We start from the raw sequence: 13,105 nt of genomic DNA, 5'->3' as shown, positions 1-13,105 counted from the left end.
CGAGTCAGCTCAGACGGTGAAGGTCTTCTTGAAGCCTTCGATGGCCGCCTTGAGCTGCGCCCGGAGGTCGTCGCTGAGCGACTTCTCGGTCGCGATCTTGGTGAGGATGTCCTGGTGCTTGGAGCGCAGCGCCCCGAGCAGGCCCTTCTCGAAGGCGCTGACCTGGTTGACCGGCAGGTCGTCGAGATAGCCCTGCCCGCCGGCGAAGATCACCGCCACTTCCTCTTCCGGCTTCAGCGGCGAGAACTGCGGCTGCTTCAAAAGCTCGGTGAGGCGGGCGCCACGGTTGAGCAGGCGCTGCGTCGCGGCGTCGAGGTCGGAGCCGAACTGGGCGAAGGCCGCCATTTCGCGGTACTGGCTGAGCTCGCCCTTGAGCGAGCCGGCCACCTGCTTCATCGCCTTGATCTGGGCGTTGCCGCCCACGCGGCTGACCGAGATGCCGACGTTCACCGCCGGGCGGATGCCCTGGAAGAACAGATTGGTCTCGAGGAAGATCTGGCCGTCGGTGATCGAAATCACGTTGGTCGGAATATAGGCCGACACGTCGTTGGCCTGCGTCTCGATCACCGGCAGCGCGGTGAGCGAGCCCAGCCCATGCTCCTCGTTGAGCTTGGCGGCGCGCTCGAGCAGGCGCGAATGCAGGTAGAACACGTCGCCCGGATACGCCTCGCGGCCCGGCGGACGACGCAAGAGCAGCGACATCTGGCGGTAGGCGACGGCCTGCTTGGTGAGGTCGTCATAGGCGATCACGGCGTGCATGCCGTTGTCGCGGAAGAACTCGCCGATGGCGGCGCCGGTCATCGGCGCGAGGAACTGCATCGGCGCCGGATCGGAGGCGGTGGCGGCGACGACGATCGAATAGTCGAGCGCGCCATTGTCCTCGAGGATTTTCACGAACTGCGCCACGGTCGAGCGCTTCTGGCCGACGGCGACGTAGATGCAGTAGAGCTTTTCCTGCTCCGACGCATTGGCGACATGCGCCGGCTTCTGGTTGAGGAAGGTGTCGAGGATCACCGCGGTCTTGCCGGTCTGGCGGTCGCCGATGATCAGCTCGCGCTGGCCGCGGCCGATCGGGATCAGCGCGTCGATGGCCTTGAGGCCGGTCGACATCGGCTCGTGCACCGATTTGCGCGGCAGGATGCCCGGCGCCTTGACGTCGACGCGGCGGCGCTCGGTGAACTGGATCGGGCCCTTGCCGTCGATCGGGTTGCCCAGTGCGTCGACGACGCGGCCGAGCAGGCCCTTGCCCACCGGCGTGTCGACGATCGAGCCGGTGCGCTTGACGGTGTCGCCTTCCTTGATGCCGCGGTCGGCGCCGAAGATCACGACGCCGACATTGTCGGTCTCGAGGTTGAGCGCCATGCCCTTGATGCCGCCCGGGAACTCGACGAGCTCGCCGGCCTGCACATTGTCGAGGCCGTAGACGCGGGCGATGCCGTCGCCGACGCTGAGCACCTGGCCGACTTCGGAGACTTCGGCTTCCTGGCCGAAATTCTTGATCTGGTCCTTGAGGATCGCAGAGATTTCCGCGGCTTTGATGTCCATTATCCGACCTCTTTCATGGCGATCTTCATCGCCGTCAGTTTGGTTTTGAGGGAGCTGTCGATCATCTGCGAGCCGACCTTGACCACGAGGCCGCCAATCAGCGAGGGATCGACATGTTCGGTGAGGGTGACGGTCTTGCCGATCTTCTGCTTGAGCGTATCGGCGAGCGATTTGAGCTGGGCGGCGTTGAGCCTGGCCGCCGAGGTGACGTCGGCGGTGACTTCGCCGCGATGTCCGGCGGCCAGGTCCTTGAAGGCGGCGACGATCGCCGGCAGGGCGAACAGCCGCCCGCTGCGGGCGACGACCTGGATGAAATTGCCCACCGTGGTGTGCGGCTTGGCCTTGGCCAGCACGACGCGCATGGCCTGTATCTTTTCCTCGGTGTTGATCACCGGGGAGCGCAGGAAGCGCGCGAAATCGGGGCTTTCATTGGCGAGGGCGAGGAGCCTGTCGAGCCCCTGCTCGATGTCGGCCACCGAATTGTCGGCCTTGGCGAGATCGAACAGCGCCGCCGCATAAGGCCGCGCGATCTGGGTCAGCACCGAATTCTGCTCTGCCAATGCCGCTCCACCCTTTTGCTGGTGGCGTCCAAACCCGCGCGAAACGGGCAATTCTGACGCTCGTGAAGGCCCGGAGGCGGCCCACCAGCCCCCGAAACCGCGCCCCCTCTACCATGTGGCATCGGGCCGGCGCAAGCGCCGGGAACAGGCGATTTTCGGCCGCGATTGTCGCAGGTAAACTCGCTATGCCGCGCCGCATTTTTGCGCGTTGCGATATTTGTTGTATTTTGCGATATTTTGCGATATCAAGGCGATGAAGACAATCATCTTCTCCAGGGCGGCGTACCGGGACTTCGAGGCGTTGTCCGCCGACATACAGGCGCAGATCGACGCCACGCTTGATGCCTATGCGATGTTCGGACGAGGCGACGTGAAACATCTTGGCGGGCGAAACGCCCATCGCCTGCGAAGCGGTCGGTATCGCATCCTGTTTGCCGAGGATGAGGTCACCATCCTTGCCATCTATATCGGCAAGCGTGAGACGACGACTTACCTGAGACATTGAGGTTCGACCATGAAACCACAATTCGTGACAACTCCCAGCGGGGAGGAAATGGTGCTGCTGTCCCGCGCCGACTATGACACCCTCATCGACATTGCTGCCGAAGCTGAGGAAGATGCCGCGGACGTCGCGATGTTCGATGCCCGCATGGCAGATCCGGAGGGTAGGGAGCCCCTGCCGCAGCCCGTCTCCGAAGCCATCCTGAAGCAGCGGGTGAGCCTGCTCAAGGCGATTCGGCTGTGGCGCGAGCTGGGACAGCAGGAGGTGGCGGCGGCGGCGGAGATTTCGCAGGGCTTCTTGTCCGATCTCGAAAACCGCAAGCGCAAGCTGACGCCCGACATCGCCCGCAAGCTGGCCAGGGTCCTCGACGTTCCGGACCGCTGGCTGGTTTAGGGTTTTTCTTCGCGCTCTGTCCGATCGGTCGCCGGAGCGCCCGCCCGGCCAACCGCTGCGGGTCAGTAAAAGCTCATCGGGTCGATATCGACCTGGATGCGCAGGCTGCCGCGGGCGCGGGGGCCCGCGGTGAGCCAGAAGCGGACATAGCCGGACAGATCGAAATCGCGCGGGCTCTGCACCAGCAGGCGCACGCGGTGGCGGCCGCGTACCATGGCGACCGGCGCGTCGGCCGGGCCGAACAGCCTGAGCCCCTCGGCCATCGGCGCCGCCGACAGCAGCGCCCGGGCAAAGCCCATCGCCTCCTCGTGCTCGTTGCCCGAAACGATCAGCGCCGCGAGCCGCCCGAACGGCGGCAGCCCGCCCTGGGCACGCGCCTCGAGCTCGTGCGCATAGAAGGCTTCGCGGTCCTGGCTGACCATCGCCTGCATCACCGGATGCGTCGGATGCCAGGTCTGCAGGAACGCCTTGCCGATACGGCTGGCGCGCCCGGCCCGGCCGGTGACCTGCGTCAGGATCTGGAAGGTCTTTTCCGCCGCCCGCGGATCGCCATGCGCGAGGCCGAGGTCGGCGTCGAGCACCCCGACCAGCGTCAGCTTCTCGAAATGATGGCCCTTGGCGACCAGCTGCGTGCCGATGACGAGGTCGTATTCGCCGCGCTCGATCTCGGCGAAGCGGTCGCGCAATTGCGCGTTCGAGCCCATGTCGGAGGAAAGGATGACGGTGCGGGCGTCGGGAAAGCGCGCCGCCGCCTCCTCGGCGATGCGCTCGATCCCCGGCCCGATCGGGATCAGCGAATCTTCGACGCCGCAGGCCGAACACACTCGCGGCCGCTTCTGCTCATGGCCGCAATGGTGGCACATCAGGACGCCGCGGAAGCGGTGCTCGACCAGCCAGGCGTCGCAATCGGGGCATTGATATTGATGCCCGCAGGCGCGGCAGAGCGTGAGCGGCGCATAGCCGCGGCGGTTGAGGAACAGCAGCGCCTGCTCGCCGCGGTCGAGCGTGGCGAACACCTCGCGCGCCAGCCGCGGCGCGATCCACTGCCCCTTCTCCGGCGGCTCCTCGCGCATGTCGAGCGCGGTGATGTCGGGCAGCCCCGCCTCGGCGAAGCGCGAGGTGAGCAGCACGTGCCGGTAGCGGCCGAGATTGGCGTTGTTGCGCGATTCGACCGAGGGCGTCGCCGAGCTCAGGATCACCCGCGCCTCGGCGAAGCGGGCCCGCACCACCGCCATGTCGCGGGCGTGGTAGTTGACCCCGTCGGACTGCTTGTAGGCGCCGTCATGCTCCTCATCGAGCACGATCAGCCCGAGCTCGTGGAACGGCAGGAACAGCGCCGAGCGCGCCCCGACCACGGCGCGCACCGTGCCGGCATTGATACCGCGCCAGGTCCGCGCGCGCTGCGCCGGCGTCATGTCCGAATGCCACTCGGCCGGGCGCGTGCCGAAGCGGCGGGTGAAGCGCTCGAGGAAGGTGTGGGTGAGCGCGATCTCGGGCAGCAGCACCAGCGCCTGCCGCCCGGCGCGCAGCGTGTCCGCCACCGCCTCGAAGAACACTTCGGTCTTGCCGCCGCCGGTGACGCCGTCGAGCAGCGCCACGCCGAATTTCTGCACGTCGAGACCGCGGATCTGCGTCAGCGCCACCTGCTGCTCGCGGCTCAGCGCCGGCGGCGCCGCGTCGGGATCGGGCGGCAGCGCGATGGGCGGCGCCGGCACCTCCAGCCGCTGCAGCGCCCCGGCCTTCTCCAGCCCCTCGACCACCGCCGGCGACACGCCGCTGGCGCCGACGATCGCCGTCTTGGCCCAGGCCAGCCCGTCGGCCACCGTCTCCAGCACCCGTGCGCGCGCCGGCGTCAGCCGGTCCGGCACCAGCCCGGTGCGGCGGAAAGCGACCACCTGCCGCTCGGGCAGCAACGCCTCGCTCGAGCGCAGCACCGAGCGCAGCACCAGCCCCGGCGGCGCCAGCGTGTAGCGCGACACCCAGTCGACGGTGCGCAGCAATTCCTCGCTGAGCGGCGGCACGTCGTAGATGTGCTCGATGTCCTTGAGGCGGTTGTGGGCGTAATTGTCTTTCGGCTCGCCCCAGACCACGCCGAGCGTCGCCCGCCCCACCAGCGGCACCGCCACGATCGAGCCGCGCGTCACCGCCATCCCGTAGGGCACCCGGTAGGAATAGGGGCCGTCCACGGAAACGCTCACCATCACCGCCACGATGTCGGAAAGCCGCGCGTCCATTTGTGCCCGCTTTGTTCACGCCGAAGCGGCCCCTTGCAAGTCATTTATTCGCGGCTACGGTCGGATATGGCTGACGCGTTGACCACGACCTGCTGCATTGCCGGGGGCGGACCGGCGGGAATGATGGCAGGGTTCCTGCTCGCCCGCGCCGGCATCGATGTGATCGTGCTCGAAAAGCACGCCGATTTCTTTCGCGATTTCCGCGGCGACACCATCCATCCCTCGACGCTGGAGGTGATGTACGAGCTCGGCCTGCTCGAGGCCTTCCTCAAGCTGCCGCATGACGAGGTGCACCAGCTCTCCGCCGAGATCGGCCCCGACCGCCTGCCGCTCGCCGATTTCCGGCACCTGCCGACGCACTGCAAATACATCGCGCTGATGCCGCAATGGGATTTTCTCGACTTCATCGCCGACCAGGCGCGGGCGCTGCCCAATTTCCGGCTGCTGCTCGACACCGAGGCCACCGGGCTGATCGAGGCGCAGGGCCGCATCGCCGGCATCACCAGCACCGGCGGCGACATCCGCGCCGCGCTGACCATCGCCGCCGACGGGCGCCACTCGGTGCTGCGCGCGGCGGCGGGGCTCGAGGTGCAGGATTTCGCCGCGCCGATGGACGTGCTGTGGTTCCGCGTCTCGCGCCGGGCCAGCGACCCCGGCGATACGTTCGGGCACGCCGAAGCCGGCCGGCTGCTGGTGCTCATCAATCGCGGCAGCTATTGGCAGATCGCCTACCTGATCCACAAGGGCGGCGACGCGGCGCTGCGCGGCGGCCCGATCGAGCGCTTCCGCGCCGATGTCGGCCGCGTCACCCCGTTCCTCGGCGACCGGCTCGGCGAGATCGCCGGCTGGGACCAGGTGAAGCTGTTGACCGTCAAGGTCGACCGCCTGACCCGCTGGCACCGCCCCGGCTTCCTCGCGCTCGGCGATGCGGCGCATGCGATGTCGCCCATCGGCGGCGTCGGCGTGAACCTGGCGGTGCAGGACGCGGTGGCGGCCGCCAACCGGCTCGCCGCGCCGCTCAAGCAGGGCAGCGTCGACGAGACGGTGCTCGCCGCCATCCAGAAGCGCCGCGAGTTTCCCACACGGGTGACGCAGGCCGCCCAGATCGCCATCCAGAAGCGGCTGATCGACCCGCTGCTCAGCGCCGACAAGCCGATCCGCGCGCCATGGCCGCTGAAGCTGCTGTCGTCGATCCCGCCGCTGCGCGCCATCCCCGCTTACCTGGTCGGCATCGGCGTGCGGCCCGAACATCTGGGGCGCTGAGGCGGGGCGCGCGGCGGCGCCCCGCCCCGTGCTCACGCCACCAGGATCGGCGAGCCGGCTGGAACGCGGTTGTAGAGGTCGATCACGTCCTGGTCGAGCAGCCGCACGCAGCCGCTCGACACCGCCTGCCCGATCGAGCGTTCGTCGGGATTGCCGTGCAGGCGGTAGAGCGTGTCGCGACTGCCCTCGAAGATATAGAGCGCCCGCGGTCCGAGCGGGTTGTCGAGGCCCGGCGGCATGCCGTGGCGATAGGGCTCGAGCTCGGGCTGCCGCGCGATCATTTCGGCCGGCGGCGTCCAGATCGGCCATTCGCGCTTGTAGGCGATGCGCGCCCGGCCCGACCAGGCGAAGCCGTCGCGGCCGATGCCGACGCCGTAGCGCATGGCGCGGCCGTTCTCCCCCACCAGATAGAGCAGCCGCTCGGCGGTGCTGACGACCACCGTGCCGGGCGCTTCGCCGGTCGGATCGTCGACCGCCTGCCGCCAATATCTGGGATCGACCAGGCCGATGCGGGCCGCGGGGATCGGGAACTTCTCGTCGGGCAATGGCCCGTACATGGCGAGGATGTCGGCGGGCACGGCCGCCTTGCCGGGCGCCCGGGCGGCGGCGAGCGCGACGCCCGGCGATTGGGTGGTGGCGCAGCCGGCCAGCGCGAGCGCGGCAAGGCTGGCGGAGCCGGCCAGCAGCCGGCGGCGATCGAAAATACGGTTTGGCATCGGAAATATCTCATCGGCGGTCGGACGTGACCGCAATTGCACGGATGACGGAAAGGTCAGGCGCTCAGACGAGACGGGGCGGGGGCAGCTCGACGGCCAGGCGCCGGCCGTGCCGGACGGGATCGTCGGCCAGCCCCAATTGCCACTGCGCCAGCGTGGCGCGCGGGATTTCGAAGCGCACCGCGAGGCCGCCCAGCGGCGACTGCGGCATGGTGCGCTTGCCGCCGAGCTGTTCGCACGGCGAGGGCTGCGCCGGCGTATCGGAGGGCGCGCTGATCAGCACGCGGCCGTCGGCGCTGTCGAGGCCCGAGCAGATGCCCATGGCGAGGCTCGCTCCGGCAAAGCCGCAGACGGCGAGAAACACCAGGACGACAGCGAACAGGCGGCGCATGCACTGTCGATAGCCGAAGCCGCCGCCCGGGGAAACCGGGTCACCCCGGTATGCGCGAAGATGCCGCGCCGTCAGAAATTGCCCTTGAGGCCGACCTTGAGGCTCGCGACGTCGAGCTCGCCGCCGCCGATATTGTAGATGGGCAGGATCAGCGAGTTGTCGGAGATCTGACGATATTCCTTCTGCACATGTCCGGCGAAGGTCTTTTCGTACGATCCCTCGACGAACACGCCCAGATGGTTGCTGAAATCATAGCCAAGCTTGGCATCTGCCGAGAGCATCTGCCCCCAGGTCATCTGATCGATCGTGTAGCGCGGCGGGACGCGCAGGTAGTGATCATCGCGCGCCTGTCCCAAAAGGATGAGTCCAGCGCGCCCGCCTGCCTCGAGGCTCCACGGCCCGTCTTTCACATTGGCGTCGACACCGGCGAACAGGACCGGCAGTTTCTGCCGGTAGCGCACCGCCGGCACGTCCGGAATGGTGCCGATATCGTTGCGATAGCCGCCATCGCTGTAGATGTAGGTGCCACCGACCGCCGTCCACTGCGTGTCTGTGTATTTGAAGCCGGCATTTACGTTGACGGTCAGCGCCTCGTTGATCGGCAAGTCGCGCCCGAGCGCGACGTCGCCGCTGAAATACCAGTCGAGATGCGTGGGGCTGATCGACCGATGGCTCCAATCGTCCATGCCGTAGCCGGGGTTGTAGGGCGGAACCCAGTCGTAGTCGGTCATCTTTGCCTGGCCCGGAATCGCCGCTTCGAGATGTCCGCGCAACGTCCAGCCGTCGAGGAAACGCACCTTGGCATCGAGCGAACCGACAGGCGAAACGCCCTCCCACACCAGGAGGCTGAGGTTGTCGGTGCCTGCGGTGCCTGCATACACATGCTCGACACCGGTGATCGAAGCGACGCCCATGCTGCCGCGTAGAACGAAATTCGCGTCGGGGTCGGCTTTACTGAAGTCGGTATCGCTGTTGAAGTAGTCGCCGCCGCTGGGGGCGCCGTAGTCGACCTGGTAGTCGCCGCCGCACGGCGAGCAGCCGGAGTAATCGGCGGCGGCCGCCGGCGTCGGCGCATTGGCGAGAACAAGCAGCGGCACGATGGCGGCGAGACTGGAAAAACGGCTAAACATCAAAACAACCCCGGCTCGAATACTGCCGAGGATGGCGCGTTATGGTTAACAAAGGCTAAGGGGAACTACGGATAGGCTTGCGGCATGACTTCAACCGGCTTTCTTGCGGACGACATCGTCAACGGCCACCTCGCCGGCTGGCTGCGCGATCTGGGGGCGGTGCGGCGGCTGTCGGCCAATACGCTCGAGGCCTACCAGCGCGACCTCGGCCAGTTCGTGACCTTCCTCGCCGGCCATACCGGCGGCGCGGTGTCGCTGGCGACGCTGCGCGAGCTGCGTGCCGCCGACGTGCGCGCCTTCATGGCGGTGCGCCGGCAGGACGGCGTCGAGGCCCGCTCGCTCGCCCGCGCACTGTCGGCGATCAAGAGCTTCTTCCGCTACCTCGAACGCGCCGGCGTGCTGTCGACCGAGGCGCTCAACACCGTGCGCACGCCCAAGGCGAAGAAGGCGCTGCCCAAGGCGCTGACCGTGCTCGAGGCCAAGGCCGCCATCGTCACCACCGACGAGATGGAGGAGCGCCCCTGGGTGGCGGCGCGCGACGTGGCGGTGCTGTCGCTTTGCTACGGCGCGGGCCTGCGCATCGCGGAGGCGCTTGCCCTGAGCCGCGCCGACCTCGAGGGACCGGCGCTGCGCGTCACCGGCAAGGGCGGCAAGACCCGGCTGGTGCCGCTGATCGAGCCGGTGCGGCAGGCGGTGGAGGCGTATCTGAAGCTCTGCCCGTTCCCGCTGACCCCCAGCCAGCCGCTGTTCCGCGGGGTCAAGGGCGGGGTGCTGTCGCCGCGGCTGATCCAGTTGCGCATGCAGGCTTTGCGCAGCGCCCTGGGCCTGCCGCCGGGCGCCACGCCGCACGCGCTGCGCCATTCCTTCGCGACGCATCTGCTCGGCCGCGGCGGCGACCTGCGCGCCATCCAGGAGCTGCTCGGCCACGCCTCGCTCTCCACCACCCAGATCTACACCGCCGTCGACACCGAGCGCCTGCTCGACGCCTACCGCGCCGCGCATCCGCGTTCTTGACCGCCCCCGGCGCGAGGCGTATCCACGCCACATGACCGCGCGCATCCGCATGATCGGCAAACTCATTATCGGTTCCCTGGGGACCGGTGCGCGCGTCGTTTGACCTTCACGCAGCCGGCCCCGCCTTCAGGCGCGGGCAACCGGTGAACTGAGGCGGGGCCAAACCAGAGACCCCGATGACCTCCGACACCAGCACTGCCAAGCCCGCCCCCGCCGTCAGCGCGCAAGCGCTGGGGATTTTCCTCGCGCTGCTCGGCGCGGCGCTGTTTGCCACCAAGGGCATCATCATCAAGCTGGCGCTGGCCGACGGCATCGACACGCTGACCACGCTCGCCTGGCGGCAGGTCGTCGCCGTGCCGGTGTTCGTGACCGTCGGCGTGCTCGGCTACCGGCGGCGGCTGCGCGAGGCGCCCAGCGGAGCGGCGCCCGTGCTCGACACCAAAACGCTGTTCCAGGCGCTCGGCGTCGGTATCCTCGGCTACTATGTCGCGAGCCTGCTGGACTTTTCCGGCCTCACCTACATCACGGCGCAGCTCGACCGGCTGATCCTTCTGACCTATCCGTTCTTTGTCGTCGCCTTCGGCGTGCTGCTCTTCGGCCGCCGCATCACCCCGCTGATGCTGGCCTCGCTGCTGGTGAGCTATGCCGGCATCGTCATCATCTTCGCCCGCGACTTTTCGGTCGAGGGCGACAATGTGGTGCTCGGCTCGCTGCTGGTCTTCGGCTCGGCGCTGGCCTATGCCGGCTACCAGGTGCTGGCCAAGCCGCTGATCGACAAGCTCGGCGCCCAGCTCTTCACCTCGATCGCCATGAGCGGCGCCGGACCGGCGGTGCTGGTGCACTTCCTCGCCACCCATCCGCTCGGCGCCATGGCCATCAACGGCCAGGGCCTGTGGCTGATGCTGGCCATCGGCCTCGTCGCCACGGTGGCGCCCGCCTATTGCATCTCCGCCGGCATCGGCCTCATCGGCCCCGAGCGCACCGCCATCATCGGCAACGTCTCGCCGCTGGTGACGGTCGGCCTGTCGATCGGCGTGCTCGGCGAAGCCTTCACCGTGTGGCACGCCGCCGGCACCGCCATGGTGCTGCTCGGCGTCTGGCTGTTCGGCCGCAAGGGAAAGCCGAAGGCCGTCAAGATCGACCCTTGAAAATGTACACGAATAGTGTACATTTATGCCGATGCTTGAGGGGGACAGGCATTGGAGTTCGAATGGGACGAAACAAAACGACGGACTGTTTTCCGCGAGCGGGGCGTCGACCTTCTTTACGCCGCGAGGATTTTCAACGGCGACGTCCTGACCCGGCCCGATCGACGAACCGACTATGGAGAAGAGCGACTGATTTCGACTGGGCTGGTCGATGGCGTCTGCTATGTGGTCGTCCACACCGCCAGACAGGGAAAAGTCCGATTGATCTCGGCTTGGCTGGGAGGGCGAAAGCGCCATGAGCAATATCAAGCGAGCCTCGCTCGACGACATCAACCGGATGCATGAGGCCGGCGAACTCTGGCCGACCCGACCCGATGCGCCGGAAGACCCCGAGGAGTTGCCCGACGGCTTCTGGGAAAATGCCGTGGTGATGTATCCCGAGGATTGGGAGAAGCGCTCGGTGCATCTCAAGCTCGAGCCCGAGGTGTTCGCCTATTTCAAGGCCGGCGGCAAAGGTCATCTGACGCGCATGCAGAACGTGCTCAAGGCCTATGTGAAGGCGCAGCAGAAGCGGGCGTCCTGAGCGGTTTTGTCCGTAGGTAGACGCGCGTCTGGTGACTCCCACCCCCGGCCCCTCCCCGCAAGGGGGAGGGGGGCGATAGAGCCGCATTCTAGAATGGTTCAGTCGGGCCCAGCGGTTGGCCGAACGGACGTGCTTACGGCCGGTCGGACAGAGCGCAAGGAAAGACCCCGCGCTCTCGCGCTCGTTCGGACAGAGCCAGACTCAAATATGAATCGCGCCGTCGCCGCACATCAGGGCGGCTTCGCGGATGGCTTCGCTGAGGGTGGGGTGCGGGGCGGTGGTGCGGGCGAGGTCCTCGGCCGAGCCGCCGAACTCCAGCAGCACGGTCAGCGCCTCGATCATCTCGGAAGCGTTCTTGCCGATGATGTGGGCGCCCAGCACCCGGTCGGTGGCGACGTCGGCGATGATCTTCACGAACCCCTGCGTCGCCAGCATCGCCTTGGCGCGGCCATTGGCGGTGAACGGGAACTTGCCGACCTTGTAGTCGACGCCGGCGGCCTTGAGCTCGTCCTCGGTCTTGCCCACCGAGGCGATCTCGGGGTTGGTGTAGACCACCGCCGGCATCGCCGCGTAGTTCACGTGGCCGGCCTGGCCGGCGATGATCTCGGCCACCGCGATGCCTTCGTCCTCGGCCTTGTGCGCCAGCATCGGGCCGGCGATGACGTCGCCGATGGCATAGACGTTCTCGACGCTGGTGCCGTAATGCGGGCTGACCTCGATGCGGCCGCGATTGTCCAGCGCGACCCCCGCCTCCTTGAGGCCGAGCCCGTCGGTGTAGGGCTTGCGGCCGATGGCGACCAGCGCCACGTCGGCATCGACCAGCGCCATGTCGCCGCCCGCCGCCGGCTCCAGCCGTACCGTCAGCGAGCCGTCGTCCTGCTTGTCGATGGCGCGCACCTTGGTCGCGAGGCGGAACTCGACGCCCTGCTTGGTGAGGATGCGCTGGAACTGCCGCGCCACCTCGCTGTCCATGCCGGGCAGGATGCGGTCGAGGAATTCCACCACCGTGACCTTGGCCCCGAGCCGCGCCCACACCGAGCCGAGCTCGAGCCCGATGACGCCGGCGCCGATCACCAGCAGCCGCTCGGGCACCGCGCCCAGCGACAGGGCGCCGGTGGAGGTGACGATGCGTTCCTCGTCGATCTCGATGCCCGGCAGCGTCGCCGGCACCGAGCCGGTGGCGATCACCACGGTCCTGGTCTCGATGGTCTGCGGCGCGCCGCCCTTGTCGGGCGTCACCAGCACGCGGCCCGGGCCGGCCAATGACCCGGTGCCCTGGAAGGCGGTGATCTTGTTCTTCTTGAACAGGAAGGAGACGCCGTTGACGTTGGCGGCCACCGTCTCGTCCTTGTGCGCCATCATCTGCGCCAGGTTGACCTCGGGCGCCGGGATGTCGATGCCCAGATGGCTGAAATTGTGCCCCGCCTCCTCGAACAGCTCGGTGGCATAGAGCAGCGCCTTGGACGGGATGCAGCCGATGTTGAGGCAGGTGCCGCCGAAGGTCGGCCATTTCTCCACCACGGCGACCTTCATGCCGAGCTGCGCGGCGCGGATGGCGCACACATAGCCGCCCGGCCCCGAGCCGATCACCGTAAGGTCGAATTGGTCCGCCATGACATGCCTCTG

At 67.8% G+C, this 13,105-nt stretch carries 14 protein-coding genes; 7 read left to right on the top strand and 7 right to left on the bottom strand.

Translation table 11 applies throughout. The features are described from left to right. Window positions 1-9: 9 nt before the first annotated feature. Both atpA and BGO82_RS01345 read right to left on the bottom strand, forming a co-directional pair. Window positions 10-1,545 (bottom strand): F0F1 ATP synthase subunit alpha, encoded by a 1,536-nt coding sequence (atpA, locus tag BGO82_RS01350; RefSeq protein WP_291303746.1) that lies wholly within the window; start codon window positions 1,543-1,545, stop codon window positions 10-12. Then, complete coding sequence (locus BGO82_RS01345; protein WP_291303745.1) at window positions 1,545-2,105, bottom strand: F0F1 ATP synthase subunit delta; 561 nt, start codon at window positions 2,103-2,105, stop codon at window positions 1,545-1,547. Before BGO82_RS01345 ends, atpA begins: the two co-directional genes overlap by 1 nt. Window positions 2,106-2,358: 253 nt before the next feature. Here BGO82_RS01345 and BGO82_RS01340 point away from each other — a divergent pair, with 253 nt between their 5' ends. After that, window positions 2,359-2,610, top strand: a complete 252-nt coding sequence (locus BGO82_RS01340) for a plasmid stabilization protein (protein ID WP_291303744.1) — start codon at window positions 2,359-2,361, stop codon at window positions 2,608-2,610. 48 nt (window positions 2,611-2,658) lie between these two features. Then, entirely contained in the window at window positions 2,659-3,000 is a 342-nt protein-coding gene (locus BGO82_RS01335; RefSeq protein ID WP_291303743.1) for a helix-turn-helix transcriptional regulator, read from the top strand. A 62-nt stretch (window positions 3,001-3,062) separates the two neighbouring features. Here the strand turns inward: BGO82_RS01335 and BGO82_RS01330 are convergent, their stop codons facing one another. Beyond that, a complete protein-coding gene (locus BGO82_RS01330; protein WP_291303742.1) occupies window positions 3,063-5,234 on the bottom strand; it encodes a primosomal protein N' in 2,172 nt (723 codons plus the stop codon). Window positions 5,235-5,300: 66 nt separating this feature from the next. On the opposite strand from BGO82_RS01330, the gene BGO82_RS01325 reads away from it, so the two are divergent. Further along, a complete protein-coding gene (locus BGO82_RS01325) occupies window positions 5,301-6,497 on the top strand; it encodes an FAD-dependent oxidoreductase (RefSeq protein WP_291303741.1) in 1,197 nt (398 codons plus the stop codon). Between the two features lie 32 nt (window positions 6,498-6,529). On the opposite strand, the gene BGO82_RS01320 is transcribed toward BGO82_RS01325, so the two are convergent. From BGO82_RS01320 to BGO82_RS01310, 3 genes are all read right to left on the bottom strand, one after another. Next, window positions 6,530-7,213, bottom strand: a complete 684-nt coding sequence (locus tag BGO82_RS01320; RefSeq protein WP_291303740.1) for a L,D-transpeptidase — start codon at window positions 7,211-7,213, stop codon at window positions 6,530-6,532. Between the two features lie 64 nt (window positions 7,214-7,277). Beyond that, complete coding sequence (locus BGO82_RS01315; protein ID WP_291303739.1) at window positions 7,278-7,604, bottom strand: hypothetical protein; 327 nt, start codon at window positions 7,602-7,604, stop codon at window positions 7,278-7,280. Between the two features lie 71 nt (window positions 7,605-7,675). Beyond that, on the bottom strand, window positions 7,676-8,734 hold the full coding sequence (locus tag BGO82_RS01310; RefSeq protein WP_291303738.1) for an omptin family outer membrane protease: 1,059 nt from the start codon (window positions 8,732-8,734) through the stop codon (window positions 7,676-7,678). Window positions 8,735-8,818: 84 nt separating this feature from the next. On the opposite strand from BGO82_RS01310, the gene BGO82_RS01305 reads away from it, so the two are divergent. From BGO82_RS01305 to BGO82_RS01290, 4 genes are all read left to right on the top strand, one after another. After that, window positions 8,819-9,748, top strand: a complete 930-nt coding sequence (locus tag BGO82_RS01305; protein WP_291303737.1) for a tyrosine recombinase XerC — start codon at window positions 8,819-8,821, stop codon at window positions 9,746-9,748. 176 nt (window positions 9,749-9,924) lie between these two features. Further along, complete coding sequence (locus BGO82_RS01300; RefSeq protein ID WP_291303736.1) at window positions 9,925-10,896, top strand: DMT family transporter; 972 nt, start codon at window positions 9,925-9,927, stop codon at window positions 10,894-10,896. A 51-nt stretch (window positions 10,897-10,947) separates the two neighbouring features. Then, window positions 10,948-11,241: a BrnT family toxin gene (locus BGO82_RS01295; RefSeq protein WP_291303735.1), complete on the top strand. Its 294-nt coding sequence runs from the start codon at window positions 10,948-10,950 to the stop codon at window positions 11,239-11,241. Then, entirely contained in the window at window positions 11,192-11,479 is a 288-nt protein-coding gene (locus BGO82_RS01290; RefSeq protein ID WP_291303734.1) for a BrnA antitoxin family protein, read from the top strand. The genes BGO82_RS01295 and BGO82_RS01290 overlap by 50 nt, the downstream gene beginning before the upstream one ends. Before the next feature lie 201 nt (window positions 11,480-11,680). On the opposite strand, the gene lpdA is transcribed toward BGO82_RS01290, so the two are convergent. Beyond that, window positions 11,681-13,093, bottom strand: a complete 1,413-nt coding sequence (lpdA, locus tag BGO82_RS01285) for a dihydrolipoyl dehydrogenase (protein WP_291303733.1) — start codon at window positions 13,091-13,093, stop codon at window positions 11,681-11,683. Window positions 13,094-13,105 lie beyond the last annotated feature (12 nt).

It is taken from the genome of Devosia sp. 67-54 (genome assembly GCF_001899075.1).
In the GTDB taxonomy this organism is placed as follows: Bacteria; Pseudomonadota; Alphaproteobacteria; order Rhizobiales; family Devosiaceae; genus Devosia_A.
The sequence above is the reverse complement of the archived record's forward strand: the minus strand, read 5'-3'. Positions and strand labels throughout refer to the sequence as shown.